Annotated in this window: 19 protein-coding genes; 4 read left to right on the top strand and 15 right to left on the bottom strand. The window is 60.6% G+C overall.

Going from position 1 to position 20,413, the window contains the following annotated elements; translation table 11 throughout:
• Position 1: 1 nt before the first annotated feature.
• From H3T90_RS06830 to H3T90_RS06805, 6 genes are all read right to left on the bottom strand, one after another.
• Positions 2 to 1,192 carry an App1 family protein phosphatidate phosphatase gene (locus H3T90_RS06830; protein WP_198230020.1) on the bottom strand — a complete coding sequence of 397 codons (1,191 nt, stop codon included), beginning with the start codon at positions 1,190 to 1,192 and terminating at the stop codon, positions 2 to 4.
• 10 nt (positions 1,193 to 1,202) lie between these two features.
• The gene (gene gcvH, locus H3T90_RS06825; protein ID WP_045935082.1) at positions 1,203 to 1,616 is read right to left on the bottom strand and encodes a glycine cleavage system protein GcvH; all 414 of its coding nucleotides are present in this window, start codon (positions 1,614 to 1,616) and stop codon (positions 1,203 to 1,205) included.
• Between the two features lie 39 nt (positions 1,617 to 1,655).
• Complete coding sequence (locus H3T90_RS06820) at positions 1,656 to 3,254, bottom strand: L,D-transpeptidase (RefSeq protein WP_198230019.1); 1,599 nt, start codon at positions 3,252 to 3,254, stop codon at positions 1,656 to 1,658.
• A gap of 86 nt (positions 3,255 to 3,340) precedes the next feature.
• Positions 3,341 to 4,378, bottom strand: a complete 1,038-nt coding sequence (nudC, locus tag H3T90_RS06815; RefSeq protein WP_198230018.1) for an NAD(+) diphosphatase — start codon at positions 4,376 to 4,378, stop codon at positions 3,341 to 3,343.
• On the bottom strand, positions 4,375 to 5,232 hold the full coding sequence (locus H3T90_RS06810) for an alpha/beta fold hydrolase (RefSeq protein ID WP_198230017.1): 858 nt from the start codon (positions 5,230 to 5,232) through the stop codon (positions 4,375 to 4,377). The genes nudC and H3T90_RS06810 overlap by 4 nt, the downstream gene beginning before the upstream one ends.
• A gap of 23 nt (positions 5,233 to 5,255) precedes the next feature.
• Positions 5,256 to 5,885: an NUDIX hydrolase family protein gene (locus H3T90_RS06805; RefSeq protein WP_198230052.1), complete on the bottom strand. Its 630-nt coding sequence runs from the start codon at positions 5,883 to 5,885 to the stop codon at positions 5,256 to 5,258.
• A 171-nt stretch (positions 5,886 to 6,056) separates the two neighbouring features.
• Between H3T90_RS06805 and trxA the strand changes: the two genes are divergently transcribed.
• Positions 6,057 to 6,401, top strand: coding sequence for a thioredoxin (gene trxA / locus H3T90_RS06800; RefSeq protein ID WP_110412466.1), 345 nt, complete (start codon positions 6,057 to 6,059; stop codon positions 6,399 to 6,401).
• A 149-nt stretch (positions 6,402 to 6,550) separates the two neighbouring features.
• Positions 6,551 to 7,558 (top strand): resuscitation-promoting factor, encoded by a 1,008-nt coding sequence (locus tag H3T90_RS06795; protein WP_121912552.1) that lies wholly within the window; start codon positions 6,551 to 6,553, stop codon positions 7,556 to 7,558.
• Between the two features lie 705 nt (positions 7,559 to 8,263).
• On the opposite strand, the gene H3T90_RS06790 is transcribed toward H3T90_RS06795, so the two are convergent.
• Positions 8,264 to 9,664 carry an NCS2 family permease gene (locus H3T90_RS06790; protein ID WP_046322514.1) on the bottom strand — a complete coding sequence of 467 codons (1,401 nt, stop codon included), beginning with the start codon at positions 9,662 to 9,664 and terminating at the stop codon, positions 8,264 to 8,266.
• A 219-nt stretch (positions 9,665 to 9,883) separates the two neighbouring features.
• Here H3T90_RS06790 and H3T90_RS06785 point away from each other — a divergent pair, with 219 nt between their 5' ends.
• Positions 9,884 to 10,099 carry a hypothetical protein gene (locus tag H3T90_RS06785; protein ID WP_046322513.1) on the top strand — a complete coding sequence of 72 codons (216 nt, stop codon included), beginning with the start codon at positions 9,884 to 9,886 and terminating at the stop codon, positions 10,097 to 10,099.
• Between the two features lie 4 nt (positions 10,100 to 10,103).
• Here H3T90_RS06785 and H3T90_RS06780 read toward each other — a convergent pair whose 3' ends face one another.
• The 5 genes from H3T90_RS06780 to H3T90_RS06760 form a co-directional block, all read right to left on the bottom strand.
• On the bottom strand, positions 10,104 to 11,090 hold the full coding sequence (locus H3T90_RS06780; protein ID WP_198230016.1) for an AEC family transporter: 987 nt from the start codon (positions 11,088 to 11,090) through the stop codon (positions 10,104 to 10,106).
• A 68-nt stretch (positions 11,091 to 11,158) separates the two neighbouring features.
• Positions 11,159 to 11,938 (bottom strand): phosphate ABC transporter ATP-binding protein PstB, encoded by a 780-nt coding sequence (gene pstB, locus H3T90_RS06775; protein ID WP_024627440.1) that lies wholly within the window; start codon positions 11,936 to 11,938, stop codon positions 11,159 to 11,161.
• A gap of 31 nt (positions 11,939 to 11,969) precedes the next feature.
• Complete coding sequence (gene pstA / locus H3T90_RS06770; protein ID WP_198230015.1) at positions 11,970 to 12,950, bottom strand: phosphate ABC transporter permease PstA; 981 nt, start codon at positions 12,948 to 12,950, stop codon at positions 11,970 to 11,972.
• Positions 12,947 to 13,900, bottom strand: a complete 954-nt coding sequence (gene pstC, locus H3T90_RS06765; RefSeq protein ID WP_198230014.1) for a phosphate ABC transporter permease subunit PstC — start codon at positions 13,898 to 13,900, stop codon at positions 12,947 to 12,949. The genes pstA and pstC overlap by 4 nt, the downstream gene beginning before the upstream one ends.
• Positions 13,897 to 15,045, bottom strand: a complete 1,149-nt coding sequence (locus tag H3T90_RS06760; RefSeq protein WP_198230013.1) for a phosphate ABC transporter substrate-binding protein PstS — start codon at positions 15,043 to 15,045, stop codon at positions 13,897 to 13,899. The genes pstC and H3T90_RS06760 overlap by 4 nt, the downstream gene beginning before the upstream one ends.
• A gap of 328 nt (positions 15,046 to 15,373) precedes the next feature.
• On the opposite strand from H3T90_RS06760, the gene H3T90_RS06755 reads away from it, so the two are divergent.
• A complete protein-coding gene (locus H3T90_RS06755; protein WP_198230012.1) occupies positions 15,374 to 16,945 on the top strand; it encodes an MDR family MFS transporter in 1,572 nt (523 codons plus the stop codon).
• Positions 16,946 to 17,077: 132 nt separating this feature from the next.
• On the opposite strand, the gene H3T90_RS06750 is transcribed toward H3T90_RS06755, so the two are convergent.
• The 3 genes from H3T90_RS06750 to H3T90_RS06740 all read right to left on the bottom strand — a co-directional run bounded on the left by H3T90_RS06750 (position 17,078) and on the right by H3T90_RS06740 (position 20,381).
• Positions 17,078 to 17,875 carry an HNH endonuclease family protein gene (locus H3T90_RS06750; protein WP_232350618.1) on the bottom strand — a complete coding sequence of 266 codons (798 nt, stop codon included), beginning with the start codon at positions 17,873 to 17,875 and terminating at the stop codon, positions 17,078 to 17,080.
• Positions 17,876 to 17,929: 54 nt separating this feature from the next.
• Positions 17,930 to 18,778, bottom strand: coding sequence for an aldo/keto reductase (locus H3T90_RS06745; protein ID WP_198230011.1), 849 nt, complete (start codon positions 18,776 to 18,778; stop codon positions 17,930 to 17,932).
• Positions 18,779 to 18,905: 127 nt separating this feature from the next.
• A complete protein-coding gene (locus H3T90_RS06740) occupies positions 18,906 to 20,381 on the bottom strand; it encodes a class C sortase (RefSeq protein ID WP_198230010.1) in 1,476 nt (491 codons plus the stop codon).
• Positions 20,382 to 20,413: the final 32 nt, after the last annotated feature.

The following is a 20,413-nucleotide window of genomic DNA, read 5'->3' as shown; positions in this document are numbered from 1 at the left end:
ATTATATTCGGGCACAACGACGCAGATAGGGCAGCAGGGTTCGCATCAAATTGGCGCCTGTGGTCCCGTAAAAGACCGGCACCTCCGTCACTGGCATCGGCTGGGTGGCAGTGCGTTTGATCAAGGTTCCCAGCCCGGTTTCCTGAGGACTCAGCTGACGGATGCCAATGGCCAGGACGCGGCCCGGATATTGCCGTACCACCTGGGCGAAGGTGGAGGGGTCGCTCTGCCCGTCGTCGCCCATGAGCACGAAGCGCATCTTGGGAAAGTCGGCCATGAGCTGGCGGATGAACTCCATCTTGTGCTGCACGATGGAGGGTACGAAGGTCTTGGGCCTGGGATCCAGATCTCGCAGCAGCAAGGGGCCAGCCGGAAAGCCGTGGTCGCGGATGAAAGCGCGTATGGATCCCTCCACATTCCAGGGCGAGGCCGACAGGTAGAAGAAAGGCATCCGGGGGTCCAGATCGCGGATGCGGTTGTAAAGCACGGCCATGCCCGGCACCGAGGACCGGCGGTGCGGGTCTGACAGGAGCAGGTTCCAGGCAGCCTTGCAATGATTGGGCACCTGGCTGATCATGATGGTGTCGTCCACGTCGGATATGACGCCGACAGGAGTCTGACCGGGCACGATGTATAAAGGCGCGTCGACGGGCCGGCGGCTCCGCACCTGGTAGGAGACCCGGTGCACGCCCGGGGTCAGCCGATGCTCGGCCACCAGATCCAGGTAGCCCGATCGGTCGGAGAAGACGGCATCCGCACTCAGGCTGCGGCTTGGATCCACGGCATCGTAGACCGAGGAATCGCCCACCTGGACCCTTCCGATGGCCGTGCTGTCAATGGCCAGCCTGACCCTGGTCCTGGGCGCGGGTACGGTCAGCAGGCCGCGGATACCCCGAATGGCGGGATCTGCGCGTCTGCGGCCGTCGGTCAGAATGGTACGGCATATCAGCCGGGAGTATGACTCGGTACCGTAGCCCACATAGGGTTGGACGTCGGCCGACCAGCCCAGGCGCCCGGTCATATTGATGGACAACCCCACCCAGAGGTCGAAGGCGCCAGTAATCAGGCGACGCAACAGACGCACCGGAGCTGGTCTGCTCTCGATGTCCTCCCCGGGCGCGGCTGAATCGAAGGTGGTGCTGACCGATCGGACCCGCAGGGGCCCTCCATTGCGGCCGGATCGCCTGGTCATAGCTAAACCGTCAGTTCAGGCTCTTCAGCAGCTGACCGTACTCCTCGGCGCTCATCAAGTCGGGCTCATCGTCTTCCAGGTCGATCTTGGCTATCCAGCCTTCCCCATAGGGGTCGGAGTTGATGACCTCCGGATCGTCCGAGGCCGCCCTGTTGACGTAGGCGATAGTACCCGCCACTGGACAGACCACCGGCTCAACAGCCTTGGAGGACTCCAACTCAATGACCTCATCGCCGGCATCGACGTGTGTGCCGGTTTCGGGCAAGTCCAGAAAAACCAGGTCTCCCAGCTGGTCCGCCGCATACTCGGTCACGCCCATGGGCGCCGGGGATTGGCTGGGGTCGATCCAGACATGATCCTGGGAATACCGCAGGTGTTCGGGCACGTCCAAACGGGAAGTCCCATCACTGTGTTCATCACTCATGGTTCCAGCCTACTCGGCCGTCTGCCGCAGCAAGTGCTCCTAGCGGGCCGAACCCGACGGAGCCTGTCCCACCACCTTGACCATGGTCCCGATCGGAGCGTTGTCAAAGACCCACTTGGCATCCTGCTCATACATATTGATGCAGCCGTGGGATCCGTATAGGGCAGGGTCGCCCTTGGCGATGCCGGTAGAGTTCCAATTGGCCGTGTGGAAGCCCTCATCGCCGTTGTAGTAGGAGACCCATGTGATATTGGGCAAAACGTAGCCATCCCCGCGCATGGTCTGAACCGGATAGCGCAGATAAATGAAGAAGGTGCCGGTGTCGGACCATCTCCCGTCAGCGGGTTTGCCTGAGCATATGGGGAAGGTCTTGACCTGGGTGGTGCCGTGGTAGGCGGTGGCGGTCTGGTCACTGAGGTTGACCTGAATCCACATGTCGCCGTCCGGCACGTCGTAGCGGGCCACACGGGTCTGCTCCTTGTGGGGTGTGATCTCGGCGCTCGCCTGTACTGGGTTCGTATCGCCCTGTTCCAATGCCTTGACAACCAAGTCTGCAGTGGCGGACACGTCCTTGACCCGGACACCGTCCACTCCTTTGGTGGTCTCGGCCACCACATCGCCCTTGGTGTTCTTGACATTGACGGCGGTAACCATATCCCTGTTCAGTTGCCGGGCCAGCTCCTGGTCCAGATACTGGTTGATGGCCTGCCGATCGAAGCCCAGCTCCATGGTCCCCTTGTCCAGATCGGTAACTGGCTTGACCCAGGTGGCCACGGTGGCGGCAGGAATGGTCATGAGGTCATTATCAGCACCCTTGATGACCAGATCCTTGGCCAGTCGTTGGTTGGCTTGAGAGGCCACCTTATTGGCAGTGTCCAGGCTGATGGGCATGGCCACATCCTTGTAGACCATCCCTACGGCCAGACGCCTGCCGGGCTTGTCTATCAAGGAGGAGACGGCATCCTGCACGCGGCCCAACTCAGGCGCCTTACCGCTGCGACCTTCCTGGGCCCGGAAGGCGTGCGCACCTTGATCGAAAACGATGGTTGAGGGAGCGGAACGGTCCTGGCGGGGGATGAAATGTTCAGTCAGATACTTGTCCATGGCCAGCTGATCCCGCTCGGCCACCAGCGGCACAGCCTCGCCGTGGAAAGGGTTCAGCCGGGAGAGGCCTGCGGAGCCCTTGGCATCCATGATCTTGGTGACCGTTGCATCCGAATCCACGCTTACGCCCAGGTCTTTCAGCCCCGCCCTGGCGGATGTGCCTTCACCCTTGATCTCCACCTGGGAGTCACGTACCTGTCGATCGACGATCTGCTTGACCTGGTCCTTGGTCCGGCCCATCATGACCTGCCCTCCCAGGGTGACGCCAGGGGCCACCCGATCGCGGAAGAAGGCACGGACGCCAAACCAGCAACCCACCAGAATCAGCACAGCCAAAAGCAACAGAGCCAGGATGGTACGTCCCCGATGACCGCTCGAAGGAGCCTTATGACTGACACCTGCGCCGAAGGCCCGCTCTGCTTCCTCGTCGGCAAAGAGGTCCACAGGATCAGGCCCGTTGCCCATCGTCGGCGGCATGGTCACTGTTTCAGCCTGGTCGACATCAGAGATACGGGACTCTTCTTGCTCCTCCATAGCCATAACACACCTTTCGCTGCTTACAGTCCTTGAAATATCTTACGGCAAGACCAGGTCCGGGGGTGCAACACCACCCCAATGAATCAGAGCTCGCTGCCGTACCACTGCTCAATCATGTACCTGGCCACACTGGCCGCCTGGGGTATGCGCAACCGGCCCGAGGCCAGAGCAGCCCCGAATTCCTCCCGTGTGAACCAGTTGGCCTCATCGGTCTCCTCACCGTCCACTCGGATATTCGTATTCAGGGATCTGGCTCTGAAAGCCACCATCAGCGATGAGGGGAAGGGCCAGGGCTGGGAGCCCAGATACCGCATCTCGCCTAGGTTCAGGCCCACCTCTTCCATGGTCTCCCGTCGGACTGCATGCTCCAGATTCTCCCCAGCCTCGACGAATCCTGCAGTGACCGAGCGAAAGCCAGGAGCCCACTTCCGGTTGTGCTGGAGCAGAAGCCGATCGCGACCGTCCACAACAGCCATGATCACTGCAGGCTCAATGCGGGGAAAGAGCGTGTGTTTGTCCCCTGATGCATTCCCTTGGCAAATCTGAGCCCATCCGGCCTGACAAGGATGGACCGGTGCACCACATCGAGGGCAGAAGGCCTGGCGTTCATGCCATATGGACAGAGCGACCGCACAGGTTGCCAGGCCCACCTGGCGCGGACGACCATGTGGGGCATACTCACGCAGGGCAAGCCAGTCAAAGCGCTGATCCGCAGCCTGAGCCAGATCACGAAGAGGGGCCTGGACAGCCCGATGTGCACAGACAAGATTCAGATCCAGGGCCAGCCAGGCCTGCTGGCCGGCCTTCCCCAGGTAGTAGCAGGGCAGCTCGAACCGGTCCGTCGAGCCCGCCAAAGGACCTCGCAAATATGCAGCGGGCAGGGTGGCCAGACGGATGCTGGCCCCAGTTCGGCCGGCCAGAACCCCCTTGCCCCTGGGCACAGCCACCCTGTCGCCCCGTACCAGGATGACCCCAGTGCCGTCCTGGTCCAGCAGGTGGTCAAGCAGCCCGGGCTGCTGCCGAGACGCCGTGTCATAATCCACATCTCCCTGAGCCAAGGGCAGGAAGGGCAGGGGTCCAGTAAGTGCCAGCGGGGAGAAGACCGTCCCGGAATCGCTCATGACTGCCTCCCCGCGCGACGAACCAGGTTCAGCAAGGCGGCGGCCACCTGATCCGGATGCTCGACGGCGCTGAAGTGTCCGCAGTCGTCAATGGCGGTAAAAGTAACGTCGGTTCCGGCCTGACGCATAGTCTGAGCCAGCGGCTCCATGGTGCTTGGAGGGCTGGAAGGATCGCAGCGGCCGCTGACCAGGGCCACGGGCACCGTGATGCGGCCGGCCAGATCGCTCTGATCCGGGCGGCCTGCAGCCATCCGCTCCCGCCAGGCGATGCCCCGGGGATCCTGGGACTGTATCCATTCGGTCATGGTCCGCACGAAGGCTGGCGAACGCTTGACCGTGGAATCGCCCTCCTGGGGCCTGGCGAAGTGCATGACCGGATCAAGCGTCCCCTCCACCTCACAGGTTCGGGCGATCCGCAGCCGGTTGGCACGGGAGGCCGGACGGTCAGCCAGCATGGTGGTGTCACATAGGGCAAGCCCGGCCACCATCTGCGGATGAAGCCTGGCTACGGCCTCGACCAGATAGCCTCCCATGGAAAGTCCGACCCAGATGGCCTTCTGCGCTCCCGTGGCGGCGATCATGCCCACAAAGGCTTGAGCCATGGCATCCAATGCGCCGGGAAGGGCGCCATCGGAATCTTCCGGACCACAGGAAGCCGGCCCAGGCAGGGGGGATTCGCCTGCTCCCGGCATATCCGGAGCATAGACAGAGAAGGGGGTCATACCCGCACGATCCGCTTGAGCAATCAGCGAGGCCGCGCACCGATCCCACATGTGGTGGTCCACAGGGAAAGCATGGACCAGGACCAGCGGCAGCCCCTCCCCATGACGATATACGGTATTGGCAATGGTCATGCCCGCCTCCAAGGATTCGCGATTCACAGTGCACCAGCCCAGGTCAGGGCGCCCATCAGCACCTTGCCATGCCCGCCGGGCATCTGGCTCATGAAGGGCTCCAGCATGTCCCCCTTGGGATCAATCCACTCCACATCCAGGGTCTCGTCCTGGGGCTTGCAGTCCCCGGCCACCGGCACCAGATAGCACAGCGCGATGGCATGCTGGCGCGGATCGTAGTACTCCGAAACCCCTGGCGTGGGGAAAAACTCAGCCACGGTGAAAGGCTGCGGGCTGGCAGGCAGCATGGGCAGGGCCAACTGGCCCAGATCCTTGGCGATGTTTCTGGCCAGAGCCTCCCTGATGGTCTCGTGATAGAGAATCCGTCCGGTGATCAGGGTGCGCTCGATGTTGCCCTGATCATCCACGCGCAGAAGGGTACCCACCTGGGTGACTGCACTCATGTCGTCCACGCGAACCGGAACTACCTCCACATAGGGCATGGGCAGGCAGCGCCGAGCACGGTCGATGGAGTCACGATCCAGCCATCCGGGGGGATTCGAGCCCGAAAAACCCCGATTGAAGTCCTCTGGGGTGATATGTGAGAAGGCGCCACGGTCGCGATCGGCATCGAAGTCGTCATCATCGGGAATCTCGTCGTTCAGCACTGGCATGGCTCCATTATCCGCACCAGGCTTGACCGCCCGCGGGACCCCGGCGGACATCTCCACCCAGAGCATATTCGTGCGCTTTCTCCAGCCTTGATGGAATGCTGATGATTGAAAGCGGTTGCTAAGCACGGGAGCTTCCCGCGCGACAGTCAAACGACTTCAAGGAGCGTTATCATGGCCACCACGACTATTACTTCGGAAAACTTCGAACAAACCATCAAGGACAACGACCTGGTGCTGATTGACTTCTGGGCCACCTGGTGCGGACCCTGCAAGGCCTTCGGCCCCATCTTCGAGAAGGCTTCGCAGGCCAACTCCGACATCGTCTTCGGTAAGGTGGACATCGACCAGAACCAGGATCTGGCTGCAGCTGCCGACATCCAAGCGGTGCCCACGCTGATGATCACCAAGCAGGGCCAGATTATCTTCAAGCAGGCCGGTGCGCTCAGGTCTTCGGATCTGGACGACCTGATCGACCAGGCACGCAAGGCCGATCTGTCAACCCCGGCACAGGCCTGAGTCGGTCAAGTTGGCTCCACGGCCGATTTGCACTAAAGTAGTGATGTGTTTGTCCAGTGACCCTTTCGGTCTTACCGGAAGCATGAGGTCGATAGGAAGCGTTAAGTCGACTGATCACTGAGGATCTGTCGGTCCAACAGAGGAGAGTAATGGCGAACCACCGTAGAGGACGGATGAGTGCGGTCAAGGCTCTGACCAAGCGTCAGTGGCTGCGGTTGGCTGCCGGTGTCACTGTTCTCGGCATGGTCGTTGGCGCAGGCTTCGTCTCGCGCGACTTCTACACATCCACTGAAAACTCGGCCAAGTCAGGCGTGACATCCTATTCAGCCACTCAAGATGTAAACACGGTGTCCCGCGGCAGCACCAGGCAGGCCATCCGCAACGGTGCGGGCGGCGCTAACGCGAACACCTCCTATGTGAGTGTGCAGATCAACGGGAAGAACAAGGTGGTCCTGGGCACTGGCTTCACCGATGTCAAATCCGTGCTGGAGGCCGGGGACATCACTCTGCAGCCTGGAGACCAGATCACACCCTCTCTGACCACTCGTGTCGATGAGAAGACCGTCATCCGTATCGACCGGGCCGGCGCCCAGGTCAAAACGGACGAGTCGCCCATCCCCTTCAACACCATTGAAGAGAAGACCGACTCCCTCCCGGCGGGGACCACCAAGGTCAAGACGGAGGGACAGAACGGAGTCATGGAGACCACTAGCCTGGTCACCGCAGCCGGCAACAAGCATCTGACCAGCAACATCTTCGCCTCTTTCGTCAAGACGGTCCCCGTCGACAAGGTGGTCCTTGTGGGCACCGGCGGTGGCACCCCCGCACAGGCCGGCTCGACCACCACTACAGTCCCTGTGGGCGAAGCCCAAAGCATCGCCCACGGTCTGGTCACCTCCCGCGGCTGGGGAGAAGACCAGTTCACCTGCCTGGTGCAGCTGTGGAATAAGGAGTCCGGCTGGCGAACCAACGCATCCAACCCATCAGGCGCTTATGGCATTCCTCAGGCATTGCCCGGCAGCAAGATGGCCTCGGCCGGTCCCAACTGGCAGACTGATGCTCATACCCAGATTGTTTGGGGACTGGGCTATATCCAGGGCCGTTATGGGACCCCTTGTGGTGCTTGGGCTCAATCCCAGGCATCCAACTGGTACTGATCCGTTTTCACACGGCCTAAACCAAGAATCCCCGGCAGACTTCCACCAGTCTGCCGGGGATTTTTTACACGAACCAATAATGATCCAGAATAATCAGGCCGTTTTGATCATCTTCTCCAGATTTACTGAATCTAAGACCAAGAGGATGGTCGACAAGGACCAAGGATTAGCGTATGGTGCATTGACGGTTTGCTCCCCTGACCCAGTGTCTCTCCCCGATTAAACGAAGCATTTCATCTTTCCACGGTGCCCGATGACCCATTGGAACCAGCTGTCTCTCTACTAGCAAGACAACGACTTCATGGACCTCACGACTGTAGACATCTCATGGAAGCATGATAAGGCTCTAGAACCCAGCGACGAGACTATTGCACTCATAATTCACTTAAGCATCGTCGCTTGATCTTTCATGTCGGAATCGCCACATGCAGCCACCGGTCTGATGGCCAGTCGACAGCACGTTGAAACACTAAGCAAAGATGGTCGATCGAAACGAGAGCTGACCCACAGAAGCAGATACAGGGACACCTTCTTGGAAAATCACTTCTCATCAGAGCATGAACAAGTGAGGCTCCGCCACTACACACGTGGCGGAGCTTCACTGCGGTCTCATGTCTAGCTTTCCCTATCAGCCTTCCCAGTCTGCAGATCGCTAAGATCACAACCTACACAATCGGGACAGATACGATAGGCTGAATTTCTGTTCTAGAGCACGGCCTGGAGAACGAAGTCCAGGATGAAGAGGGCCGAGACCGCCCAGATGATGGGGTGGACCTCCTTGCCCTTGCGCTTGCAGACCATGGTCAGGCAGTAGGTGATGAAACCGGCAGCCACGCCATAGGAGATGGAGTAGGCGAAGCCCATGAAGATGGCCGTGAAGAAGGCCGGAATGGCCTCAGACAGCTCGCCCCACTCGATCTCAGCGAAGGAGCTCATCATCATGCAACCCACAATGACCAGGACGGGTGCGGTGGCCGCCGATGGCACGGCCGAAATCAAGGGGGCGAAGACGGCACTGAGCGCAAAGCAGGCGGCGATGACCACCGAGGTCAGTCCGGTTCGGCCACCAGCTGCAATGCCCGCTGCAGACTCCACATAGGTAGTGGTGTTGGAGGTGCCGAAGAGGGCGCCGATGGAGGTTGCGGTGGCATCGGCGAACAGGGCCTTGTCCATCTTGGAGCTGAAACCACGACCGGTTTCCAGAGCCTGCTCGTCTTCGGCGGAGAAGATGCCTGAGCGCCGGCCGGTGCCCACAAAGGTACCGATGGTGTCGAAGGTGTCCGACAGGGAGAAGGCGAAGATGGTCACCAGAACCACTGGCAGCTTGGCCGGGTCAGAGAAGAGAGCAGGGAAGCCCTCCGGACTGAAAATGGCCAGGAAGGTCTGCGGCAGCTGTGACCAGGCCTGGCCCAGATCGACCGACTTGGCCATGCTGGTGACCCCCATGGGAATGCCCAGCAGCGTGACCGCGATGATGGCGATGACAAAGGCACCTTTGTTGATGAAGCCCAAATGACCCTTGAACTTGAAGATCAGGAGGAAGACGGTCAGCAACAAGCCAATGACGAAGAGGATGACTCCTGGTGTGTTGAAGGTGGTCAGTCCAGGGTTGGCACCTGCTGCCGAGGTCTTGTCGGGTGTGAACTTGATGATGCCCACATTGAGCAGACCCACATAGGCGATGAAGACGCCGATGCCGCCGCCGATGGCGTGCTGAAGCAGGGGCGGAATGGCCTGGATGATCATCTTGCGCAGCTTGGTGGCCGTGACCAGGATGTTGATCAGGCCGCACAGGAAGACCATGCACATGGTCTGCTGCCAGGTGAAGCCCAGCCCCTTGACCACGGTGAAGGTGAAGAAGGCATCCAGCCCGACTCCTGGCGCCACGCCGTAGGGCACGTTGGCCACCAGTCCCATGATCAGGGTGCCGATGATCGCAGCGATCAGAGTGGCGAGAAAGACGGCACCCCAGGGCATGCCCGCCGTGGAAAGCACCGAAGGATTGACCACAATGATGTAGGCCATGGCAAAGAAGGTGGTGATGCCTGCTACCACTTCCGTAGAGACTGTGGTATTATTATCCGAAAGCCGAAATAGCTTATGCATATTCGATTCCTTATTGTCTTATTTGGCGATGAGACAAGAGAAGAATATCACGAGCACTCGGCTTTTTCTGTTACAAGCCCCCTGTTCCCAACCTTCTATCGGCTCCAATACCACCTCAACACTTTTCTCTAACTTATAATCGGCATACCTGCACGGCCCTGAAGCCGACCTTATAGACGGGGATGGGCTGACGGATGCAGTACTTTCAAGGAGGGGTATATGGCCAGGAACAATCATTGGGACCAGGACGATCAGAAGCAGTATCAGCATGTGCACGACAGCGAAGTCGATCGTGGACAGGATGAGCGCGCCGCCGAACGGATTGCAGCCGCCACGGTCAACAAGCAACGCACCCGCGAAGGCCGCACCCTGCGCCAGGAACAGGAGCGCCGCGACCAGGGCAAAGACGATAAGAAAAACAACAAGAAGGACTGAATCCTCAGAGGGCGCCCATCAGCAGATGCGCCAAGACCATGAGCACCGCACCGATCACCGCAGTCAGGGCCAGGGTGAATCCCGCCAGTCGGGCGTTGCCAAGGACCTTGTCAGTGAACATGGTGGCGAAAACCGCTGTCGGAGCCAGGCAGCACAAGGCCACTGCCTGACGGATCAACGGTTCGAAGGGCAGCAGATACCATGCGGCCGTCGCGAACAGGATGCCGAAGGGCAGTCGCCAGGCCAGAATCTGCAATACTGACTTGACATCATCCCGTCCGCCGGGCAAGTCCATGAGCATGCCCACCATAAGCATGGAGCAGAAGGCGTTGGCCGTCGAGAATGGACGGGTGATCTGGGCTGACCAGTCCGGCAACGAGATCCCGGTCAGCATGAAGACCACCATGACCATGTAGGTGTCGAAGGAGGGCGAGCTCAGGAAACCCTTGGCTATGGAGATGGCTGCGGCCTTGCGATGAAGTTTGCGGGCATCAGGGTCATCCAGCTTGACCGGCTCGCCTGCTTCGGGATCCAGGGACTGGCCCGGTCGAATATGCAGAAGCCCCTGGGTCATGACGTTGGTCCCGGCAGAGACCATGACCGAGTTGCCGATGTCGAACATGGCGGCGGGCACCAGGGCCGCCGTGCCAAGCAGCGACTGAAGCATAGGGAAGCAGAAGCATCCGATGTTGAAACCCGATCCGTTGAGCATAAGAAAAGCCCGCTGAGCTGTAGGACGATGCCTGCTGGTCAGAAAGATGGCCAGTGGCGGAATCAGCGAGGCCACGAAGGCGAAGACCGAGACCAGAAGCAGGCTCGGATTGTGGGGGTTGGTGGCGAAGGAGTAGATGATGGCACCGGGCAGGACCAGATCGAACACAATGGTCTGCAACACCCGGTAGTCCAGCGGACGAAAGAGGCCAAAACGCTTGAACAGGTAACCCACCAGGATAATGCCCAAGAGGGTGGCCGGTTCCAGCAATACTCCCATGTCGTCGCTCCTTCCATGGATGCCGGAACCATGATACCTGACGGGCGGGTGCGCAGACCGGTTCTGTCTCAGCCGAAGCGACCGGAGATGTAACGCTCGGTGTCCGGCTCGTGCGGGTTGGAGAAGATGGTGGTGGTGTCGTCCATCTCCACCAGGTGGCCGGGCTGACCTACGGCCTTGAGGTTGAAGAAGGCCGTATAGTCCGAGACCCTGGCGGCCTGCTGCATGTTATGGGTGACGATGACGATGGTGTAGTCCCGTTTTAGCTCGTTGATCAGATCCTCCACAGCCAGGGTGGAGATGGGATCCAGGGCCGAGCAGGGTTCGTCCATGAGCAGGACCTGGGGGTGCACGGCCACGGCACGGGCAATGCAGAGCCTCTGCTGTTGACCGCCTGAGAGCCCGATGCCCGGCTTGTCCAGGCGATCCTTGACCTCGTTCCAAAGATTGGCACCGCGCAGGGCCCACTCCACCAGATCGTCCGCGTCGGATTTGGCGATGTGCTTCTTGTTGAGCCGTATGCCGGCCAGGACGTTCTCCCGGATGGACATGGTCGGGAAGGGATTGGCCCTCTGGAAGACCATGCCCACGTCCCTCCGCACCTCGACCGGATCCACATCCGGCCCGTAGAGGTCGCGACCTTCCAGCAGCACCTGCCCGCTCACATGCGCCCCCGGGGTGATCTCGTGCATGCGGTCCAGGGTGCGCAGGACCGTAGACTTGCCGCAGCCGGAGGGACCGATGAAGGCGGTGACCTTGTTGGCCTGGATGCGCATGTTTACGTCTTGGACGGCCAGGAAGTCGCCGTAGTAGACGTTGAGGTGGTTGATGTCTATGCGTTGGCCCATGTTCCGGCCTCCGTTTCTCTAATGGCGCTGCTCAACGCGTCCGCCCAACAGCAAAGATGCGCGAGACCAGCCGCCCCAGCAGGTTGAGCAGCAGGACGATAAGGATAAGCACCAAGGCCGCAGCCCAGGCCCGCTGCATGTGAATGTCGGTCAGGCATCCCGGGTCAGCGCCCGGCCCGCAGACGGCCAGTCCCTGGGAATACTCGTTGTAGACGAAGACCGGCAGGGTGGTCATCCTCCCGGAGAAGAGGTTGGGGTTGGTAGTGGCGATGAAACCCGAGGCTATCAGCAGAGGCGCCGTCTCCCCGATGACCCGTGCCACAGCCAGGATGGTGCCCGAGACGATGCCAGGCAGGGCCGTGCGCAGAACGATACTGGTGATGGTCCGCTGCTTGGTAACCCCCAGGGCATAGGCCGCCTCTCGCAGGTCGTTGGGAACCACGGCCAACATATCCTCGGAGGTCTTGACCACCGTGGGCAGCATGAGCAGGGAGAGGGCCACCGAACCAGCCAGCCCGTTTACGGTGCCTGGCCCAACTACAAGGGCGAACATGGAGAAGGCGAAGAGACCAGCCACGATGGAAGGAATTCCGCTCATCACATCCACCATGAGACCGATGGCCTTGGCCAGGCGACCTCCATGGGCGTATTCGACCAGATAAACCGCGCACATGACACCCACCGGAATGGATATGACCATGGATCCAAAGGTGATCTCCAGAGTGCCGATTACTGCATGCAGGATACCGCCGTAGCCTCCGGACGGCGTGGGGTTGCCGCCCACCACCCCGCTCATGTTGTGGGTGAGGAAGTCCGGTGTCAACCGTCGCACCCCCCTGGACAGGCTGACCCAGAGCACCGAGACCAGCGGGATCAGGGCGACTAGGAAGGAGAGCCCGATCAAAACGGTCATCAGCCGGTCCTTGCGCTTGCGTGCCCGGATGGAGGACCTGGTTGGTCTGAAGCGGTCAAAATCGATGACCGGCCCGCGATCAGTTCGGCTTGCCATCATGCACCCGCCTTTGCTGTGATCCTGCGCGCCAGATAATTGACGATGAAGGTGATGATGAAGAGGACCAGACCGGTGGCCACCAGGAGGGCCACGCCCTGGGAGTCCGCCTCGGGGAACTGGGCGGCGATGTTGGCGGCGATGGTCTGGCTTTTCGAAGCCTGCAGCAGCCGCAGGGAGTAGCTGAAGCCTGGTGAGAGGATCATCAGCACCGCCATGGTCTCGCCCAGGGCGCGTCCCAGCCCCAGCATGGAGGCCGAAATGATGCCCGAGCGGCCGAAGGGCAGGACCGCAAGCCGGATCATCTCCCACTTGGTGGCGCCTAAGGCCAAAGCGGCCTCCTGCTGCAGTCGAGGGGCCTGGATCAGGATGTCACGGGTGACCGAGGTGATGATGGGCAGGATCATGACCGCCAGCACCAGGGCCACCGTGGCCACGGACCGGGCCGGGGCAGCAACGGGTCCGGAAAAGAGCGGAATCCATCCCAAATGGACAGACAGCCAGCGCCAGAAACCAGTGATATTGGGAACCAGGACCAGAGCCCCCCAGAGCCCGTAGATCACTGAGGGCACGGCGGCCAGCAGGTCAATCACCGTGCTGAGCAGCGTGGACAGGCGGTTGGGGGCGTAGTAGCCGATGAAGAGAGCAATGCCCAGGGAGACAGGGAAAGCCAAGAGCAAGGCCAGGCCGGCAATCAGAATGGTGCCGAAAACCAGCGGGCCCACATAGCCCAGGAAACTGCTCGCCCGGCCACCACTCAGGGAGAGGATGGCCTGGGTGCGGGAATCCGGATCTCCGGTGAAGGCCGGAAAAGCGCGCAGAATCAGAAAGAGGGTGACCGCAGCCAGGGCCAGTAGGATCAGGACGCCCGCCCCTGTAGCGCAGGCCTTGAAGATCCGATCCACCCGCTTGGCCTTGTTCAGGGTTGCGGTCTCGTCCGGCTTGTCGCTCATGACTTCCCCCCGATGGTCTCTACCGAGGCCATGGCCTGGGCGCGCAGCCCCTGCCCCAGCTCGGCGCTGCCCGCATTGGCCGCGGCCATGCGCTGACCCTGCTCGCTCAGTAGATAGGTCAGCCAGGCCTTGGCGAACCGGGCCTTGGATCCGTCCCGATCATCTCGATAGGCGGTGCATACCACGTCGTAGGAGACCAGGACGATCGGATAGGTGTGCTCCTGGGTGGTGCGGTGGTTCACGGTCAGGACCACCCTGCCAGGCTGACTGGCCTGAGGATCCCGCTGGGCCGCATCCAGCAGATTGGCCACGGTCTTGGCTGTAGGCGGCTGCCAGGTCTTCCCCACCTGGACGGCCACGGTGCCTAAACCGGTGGTCTGGGCCGCGTCAGCATAGCCAAAGGTACCCTGTGCCTGGTTCATGGTCATGACCACTCCGGCAGTGCCCTTGGCGCCCTGCCCCAGGTCGTTGGGCCAATTCTCACCCGCTGGGTAAGGCCAGGCGGACCCGGCCGTGTCGTGCAGGTAGGACAGGAAGCTTTTCGTGGTGCCCGACTTGTCCGAACGATGAATCACGGTGATGTCCAGGTCGGGCAGATTGGCTCCCGGATTGAGCGCTGCGATGCGCGGATCCCGCCAGTTGGTGACCTTTCCGGAGAATATCATGGCGATCAGAGCCGGGTCCATCCGCAGATGGGCATCTGAACCCTTGGGCCACAAATCAGGCAGATTGTAGGCCACAGCTATCGGGGTGGCGTAAACGGGCAGGTCAAAGGCCGTACCGGAACCGCAGACCTTACGCGAGCGCTCAAGCTGATCGCTGGTCAGCGGCGCATCGGTGCCGGCCCAGATGGTCGAACCCGACAGGAAGGCGTTGACCCCAGCACCGGAACCTGCCGGATCGTAAGAAATGCGCGCCCCAGGATGCTGCTTGCGGAAGCCGGCTATCCAGGCCTCATCAGCGCTCTGCTGGGAGGATGCGCCAGATCCGGCGAACTCGCCCTGGAAGAGGGCCTGATCTGCCATATTGCCTGTTCCGCTGCCTTCGACGGGGACATTGTCGCCGCAGGCCGCCAGGGAAATCATCATTGCCAGGGACATGAGGAGGGCCGGGAATCTGCCACGACCATGACCATGTGCGTGCATGCTACCTACCTTGACCGCCGTTTCATTTCAAACGTCCGTCCTCATCAGCCCGTGTTGGACCCTTCCGTATTCACATTACCGAAGCTCGCCTCACACAGCATACTGGAAACGCTGACCGCCGGACAAGGTCGCCACATCCGCGTCAGCCATGTGGAAAAACCCAATCACAATCCACAGCCGGGTATATTATAAGGTCATTGTCAGACGCTTAGCTCTCTTGTTCTTTTCTTAGTGTCACCGGTATCGGTATGCCCTGATTTGCTTTCTAGGACGGCACCGCGGGGAGCGGTATGCGCAGTGAGGACTAACCCGAAGGAAGTGGTGGTGCATGAGGAAGCAGGAGCTCGCCGAGCAAGGGCGGACCCTCAGCAAGGATGGAGCCTTCGTCAACGGAAGGCTCACCCATGAAGCCTTCCTTTCACTGGCCATCCTGACCGTCATCACCTTCCTGGGCAACTTCACCCAGCTGCAGCTGGCTTCGGCCCTGCCCACCATTGTGGACGAGTTCCACATCACCCTGACCACCGGCCAGTGGCTGACCTCGGTATTCCAGCTGGTCATGGGCGTCATGGTGCCGTTGACCGGTTTCCTGACCAAGCGCTTCTCCACCAGGCAGATCGTCATCACCTCCATGGCCGTCTTCACCCTGGGGTCGCTGCTGAGCTGGCAGTCGCAGACCTTCGCCCTGGTCCTGCTGGGCCGTATTCTTGAGGCCATAGGCACGGGAACCATGTGGCCCGTTCTGCAGATCACCGTCTTCTCCATCTATCCGCTGGCCAAGCGCGGCATGGCCATGGGCACCGTGGGCCTGGCCATGAGCGTGGCTCCGGCCATCGGCCCGACCTTGGGCGGCTGGCAGACGGACGCCAACGGCTGGCGCTCCATCTTCCTGACGCTGAGCATCTGCGGGGCTGTGGCGCTGCTCCTGTCCATCTTCGGCCTGCGCAACTTCGGCCAGCGCGACACCAGCGTCAAAGCTGACTTCTTCTCGGTGGCCCTGTCCATCTTCGGGTTCGGCGGGCTCATGTTCGGCTTCACCAACATCGAGAACTTCCCCATTACCTCCTTCATGACCTGGCCCTTCATGCTGGTCGGCCTGATCGGGATCATCTGGTTCGTGCTTCGCCAGCTCCACCACGACAAGCCCCTGCTGGATCTGCATGTGCTGCGGATCAAGAACTTCACCGTGGGCACCATCATCGCATCCATGTCCTTCTTCGCCTTCAGCTCGGTCACCGTCATCCTGCCCATGTATATCCAGACGGATCGCGGCTTTTCAGCCACCATGAGCGGTCTGGTCATGCTCCCAGGGGCCATCGGCACCGCTATCGCCCAGTTCTTCGGCGGCCGGCTGCTGGACCGTTGGGGTGCACGACCCGTGGCTATGACCGGTTGCTCGGTCCTGCTGCTGGGCACCATCGCCATGAGCATGATCAGCGCCAATACCTGGATCGGCCTGGTCTCCATCTGCCAGTTCATCCGCCAGATCGGCATGGGCTTCACCCTGATGCCCTTGACCACCTGGTCCCTGAACAACCTGGCTCCCAAGGACGTTTCGGCTGGTTCGGCCGTCACCAACACGGCCCGGCAGATTGCCGGCGCTGTCGGAGCCCCCATCCTGGTCATCCTCATGGAGACCATCACCACCCTGCGCCACAACGCCTTGGGCGGCGGCCACTCCACCCAGATCGCAGCCAACATCTTCGGCGTGCAGTGGGCCCTGCGCATTTCAGCACTGATCTGCCTGGGCATGGTCCTGCTGGTCTACTTCGGCGTTCGTGGAAACGGTGCTGGCTCCGGCCGCCAAATGACCCGCATGCTCCTGCGCCACATGCACATCATTCACACCGACGCCCCTGCCCTCACAGCCTCCGCCGCCGACTCCAAAACCCAGGACTGATTACCGGAGAATCTTCCTCCGGCACCTGCTGGATCTGGGTGGATTCATCGCAAGCTGCGAGATAGACGGGCTGGTAATACAAGATGTCAATTGAAAATGCCAGTTGTCAGTCAGCCTTCCACAGGCCAGCGCTCAGAGGTCCGGCGGGATAGGCTGGCCTGGGCAGGTATGCAGAACGGCCAGCATGGCCTGCTTTTCCGAGCTGGTGACGCTCAGTGAATACTTGTCCTTGACCGCTATCTGACGGGCCACATAGGAGCACTGATATCCCTTGTTCTCGGGCAACCAGTAGTCGGCCGAGGCACTCCCCTTGGCCTGGTTAGCCGGACCGTCCACGGCAAGCAGATTGTAGGGATCGTTGCCAAAACGGTAGCGACGGGCCGTGTCCCACTTGCTGGCCCCTGACCGCCAGGCATTCTCCAGGGCGACCACATGGTCGATCTGTACGGCCGAGCTGGTCTTCGGGCCTCTGACGAATTCGATGGTCCGCCCGGTATAGGGATCCTGTAGACGACCGCTGGCCACCTTGCACCCACCGGGAGTGGTGGTACGAAGGTCAGTCAGGTCGCGGGTCAGCACATCCTCGCGCACATTGCAGCCGTTGCCGTCCTCATCGGTCTCCTTGAAGCCGAAAGCCTCACGCCGATACTGGCGGCCTGGGCGGGCGTGATCGTCCACTATCAGGCCCTGCAGGGTCTGGGCCGCATCGCCGGTTGCCGTATATCGGCCGGTCAGCCGTCCGACCCCGCCATTGACCCTTGGCAATATCAGGCCGATGGTGATGCCCAGGACCACAGCCACTACCAGAAGGATCAGCACCCGTTCCGTGAGCGATTCGCGACGGAAGCGGGCCGGGGCGGGATTCCTCCGTGCCGAACCATACCGGCTGCGGCCTCGATACCGATATCTTCTGCGTCTCGGACCGGTCATCTACCGCCGATACCTCCTATGTCGACTGTATGCATGAATCATCCATAATAGCGGTCAGGCGTAGGCGTAGGTCATCGGGTCGTGTCCTGCACGCACCGGGGAGTCCATGGCATCGATGGCGGCGTGCTCTTCACGGGTCAGGCTGAAGCCGAACAGGTCCAGGTTCTCCGCCTGCCTTTCCCGGTGGACAGACTTGGGAATGATGATGGTCCCGTTCTCAATATGCCAGCGCAGTACCACCTGAGCCGGCGTGACCCCGTGGGCCTGTGCGATTTTCTCCAGCCTTCCGCCTCCGGCTGTCAGGTCTGCGCCGCGTGCCAATGGCGAGTATGCCTGGACGGCGATGCCGTGCTCCTTGCAGAAGGCCGTCACCGTGCGCTGCTGCCAACTGGGGTGCAGCTCAATCTGATCCACCGCTGGGTACTCCCCGGTCTCCCCATGCAACCGTTCCAGATGCTCTGGGAGGAAGTTGCAGACGCCCAGGGTCCGCACCCGCCCTTCATCGCGCAGCCTATGGAAAGCGCGCCAAACCTGATCAGCCCGCCAATTAAACGGCGTTGGCCAGTGGATCATGTACATGTCGACATAGTCAGTGCCCAGCAGGGCCAGCTGGCGGTCGAAGGCCCGCAGAGCGCTGTCATAGCCCTGTTCGGAGTCACGCAGCTTGGTGGTCAGCCACAGATTGGCACGCTCAGGACCACTCTGGCAACCGAAGGCCTTGAGGCCACGGCCCACGCCTCCTTCGTTGCGGTAGCCCGCTGCCGTATCGATGTGATGATACCCCAGTTCCAAGGCAGATTGCACTACTCCAGCGGTTTGATCATCGTCGATCCTGAGTACGCCCAGGCCTACCTGCGGAATGCGATTACCGTCAGACAATAAGATGTCAGGAACTGCTGTCATGGTCCAAACCTTCCCAGACGCGGCCCAGCAGTCTGCCGGGCCATGCTCGCTCCATTCTAGAGCCGGGCAAAAGTCCGGTTACAACAGAACAGACCCTGTGGTCAAACCTGTCCGCACATGCACAGGCCTAGAATTTGGTGATACCGAAGAAGTAGATCAGATGGGTATCGAACCAGTGGTAGCCAAGGTCGAATACGGGCAGGAAGCCGATTCTCATCATCATCCCGACCGAACCCCAGGCGAAGAAGAGGCCGAGCACAGCCAGCAACCACATGAGAACGCTGCAGATTCGCCGTGTTTTAATCAACCGGCGACGGCGGGTGGCTTCGGATCGGGTCTCCTGCTCATGGCTGACCATGATTGTGGCCAGCGGCTCGCCCATGGTCCCAGGTCCTGCCGCCCGAGATTCCAGATGTTCCATCTGCTCCAGGTCGTGACGGCAGTTGCGCCGGCTGCGTGAGAGCAGGTACCAGCCCACCAGGCAGGCTGCAAACAGAGCCAGGAACACCCAGACCATGTAAATGGGCGCACCCTCAGGTTGGGTAGGAGGCACGTCATCGCCGATATAGTGCCCTCGCACAATCAGACGATGCGAGTTGACGCCATAGGGGTAGCAGGTCAGAAGGGTCACATAGTTGGAATTCTGGACTGGCTGCAGTGCGCTGACATCGGTAGGCGAAATGACTTTTATCTGGTCTACCTTATAGCTCAAATGCCGTTTGAGCACTCGTATCTGGAAGACGTCTCCCTTGCGCAACTGGGTCAGGTTATCGAAAAGCATGTAGCCGACTTCGCCCGTGTGCCCGGTGATGACGGAGTGGATGGTTCGGTTGTCGGTAGGCACATGGGTTGTAGCAATGTGCCCTGTGCCGTCCTTAAGCACCTGGTCGCTGGTGCCGTGCCGCACAGGCAGCTTGACGTTGATCTTGGGAATCTCCACATAGGCCATCATGCCCTTGCCGTCTACATTGAGGGTTTTGTAGTAACGACCCAGTGGCTCCTTGACTTCCTTGTACTTGAAGGGGTCCCTCAGCGTGGGCTTGCCCAACTCCTCGTCATACTTCTTGGCATCGCGCCACATGGCTCTGCGCTGTGCTGGCGAGAGGGCATCCACGATCTGATCGTAGTTATCCACCGCAGTGGCATCCTCGGAGTAGTTCACATAGGCGGCCAACAGCGGGTAGAGGAAGATTCCCAGACCAATCAGAAAGGCCAAAGTCTCCAGGAGCCCGAATCCTCGGCCGGACTTGGCTGTCCTTCGATCCTTCTTGGCCTGTTTGGATGCTGTTACGGCAATCTGCCCAGCATTGACTTGCTCATCTACTGCTTTGCGATTATTTCCTGAAACGACGATTATCGGGGCCAATGATTTAGCTTGGCCCGAAACGAGCACCGGATCTGCTATTGCATCTGAACCATTCGGGTCTGAAGCACCGCGATCCTTGGGAGCTTTCAAGGGCGGATAGGAAGGCGGCAGTTCAGAACTAGGAGCAAAGGTAGGCGGCATATCCGCTTGATCAGCAGGAATGGACACATAAGCAACATCACTGTTGCCGGGGGCATGAGCTGGGCTCATAGTAACCGAGTCAATATTATGATCCATCTACAGCCTTCCTCATGCTGCATTTCGCATAT

This window comes from Bifidobacterium polysaccharolyticum, assembly GCF_016101585.1.
GTDB lineage: Bacteria > Actinomycetota > Actinomycetes > Actinomycetales > Bifidobacteriaceae > Bombiscardovia > Bombiscardovia polysaccharolytica.
The sequence above is the reverse complement of the archived record's forward strand: the minus strand, read 5'-3'. Positions and strand labels throughout refer to the sequence as shown.

What these genes read in the sequence shown, in the direction of transcription:
- H3T90_RS06830 (WP_198230020.1), bottom strand. Translation starts at nt 1,192, where the DNA reads ATGACCAGGCGATCCGGCCGCAATGGAGGGCCCCTGCGGGTCCGATCG.
- gcvH (WP_045935082.1), bottom strand. Translation starts at nt 1,616, where the DNA reads ATGAGTGATGAACACAGTGATGGGACTTCCCGTTTGGACGTGCCCGAA.
- H3T90_RS06820 (WP_198230019.1), bottom strand. Translation starts at nt 3,254, where the DNA reads ATGGAGGAGCAAGAAGAGTCCCGTATCTCTGATGTCGACCAGGCTGAA.
- nudC (WP_198230018.1), bottom strand. Translation starts at nt 4,378, where the DNA reads ATGAGCGATTCCGGGACGGTCTTCTCCCCGCTGGCACTTACTGGACCC.
- H3T90_RS06810 (WP_198230017.1), bottom strand. Translation starts at nt 5,232, where the DNA reads ATGACCATTGCCAATACCGTATATCGTCATGGGGAGGGGCTGCCGCTG.
- H3T90_RS06805 (WP_198230052.1), bottom strand. Translation starts at nt 5,885, where the DNA reads ATGCCAGTGCTGAACGACGAGATTCCCGATGATGACGACTTCGATGCC.
- trxA (WP_110412466.1), top strand. Translation starts at nt 6,057, where the DNA reads ATGGCCACCACGACTATTACTTCGGAAAACTTCGAACAAACCATCAAG.
- H3T90_RS06795 (WP_121912552.1), top strand. Translation starts at nt 6,551, where the DNA reads ATGGCGAACCACCGTAGAGGACGGATGAGTGCGGTCAAGGCTCTGACC.
- H3T90_RS06790 (WP_046322514.1), bottom strand. Translation starts at nt 9,664, where the DNA reads ATGCATAAGCTATTTCGGCTTTCGGATAATAATACCACAGTCTCTACG.
- H3T90_RS06785 (WP_046322513.1), top strand. Translation starts at nt 9,884, where the DNA reads ATGGCCAGGAACAATCATTGGGACCAGGACGATCAGAAGCAGTATCAG.
- H3T90_RS06780 (WP_198230016.1), bottom strand. Translation starts at nt 11,090, where the DNA reads ATGGGAGTATTGCTGGAACCGGCCACCCTCTTGGGCATTATCCTGGTG.
- pstB (WP_024627440.1), bottom strand. Translation starts at nt 11,938, where the DNA reads ATGGGCCAACGCATAGACATCAACCACCTCAACGTCTACTACGGCGAC.
- pstA (WP_198230015.1), bottom strand. Translation starts at nt 12,950, where the DNA reads ATGATGGCAAGCCGAACTGATCGCGGGCCGGTCATCGATTTTGACCGC.
- pstC (WP_198230014.1), bottom strand. Translation starts at nt 13,900, where the DNA reads ATGAGCGACAAGCCGGACGAGACCGCAACCCTGAACAAGGCCAAGCGG.
- H3T90_RS06760 (WP_198230013.1), bottom strand. Translation starts at nt 15,045, where the DNA reads ATGCACGCACATGGTCATGGTCGTGGCAGATTCCCGGCCCTCCTCATG.
- H3T90_RS06755 (WP_198230012.1), top strand. Translation starts at nt 15,374, where the DNA reads ATGAGGAAGCAGGAGCTCGCCGAGCAAGGGCGGACCCTCAGCAAGGAT.
- H3T90_RS06750 (WP_232350618.1), bottom strand. Translation starts at nt 17,875, where the DNA reads ATGACCGGTCCGAGACGCAGAAGATATCGGTATCGAGGCCGCAGCCGG.
- H3T90_RS06745 (WP_198230011.1), bottom strand. Translation starts at nt 18,778, where the DNA reads ATGACAGCAGTTCCTGACATCTTATTGTCTGACGGTAATCGCATTCCG.
- H3T90_RS06740 (WP_198230010.1), bottom strand. Translation starts at nt 20,381, where the DNA reads ATGGATCATAATATTGACTCGGTTACTATGAGCCCAGCTCATGCCCCC.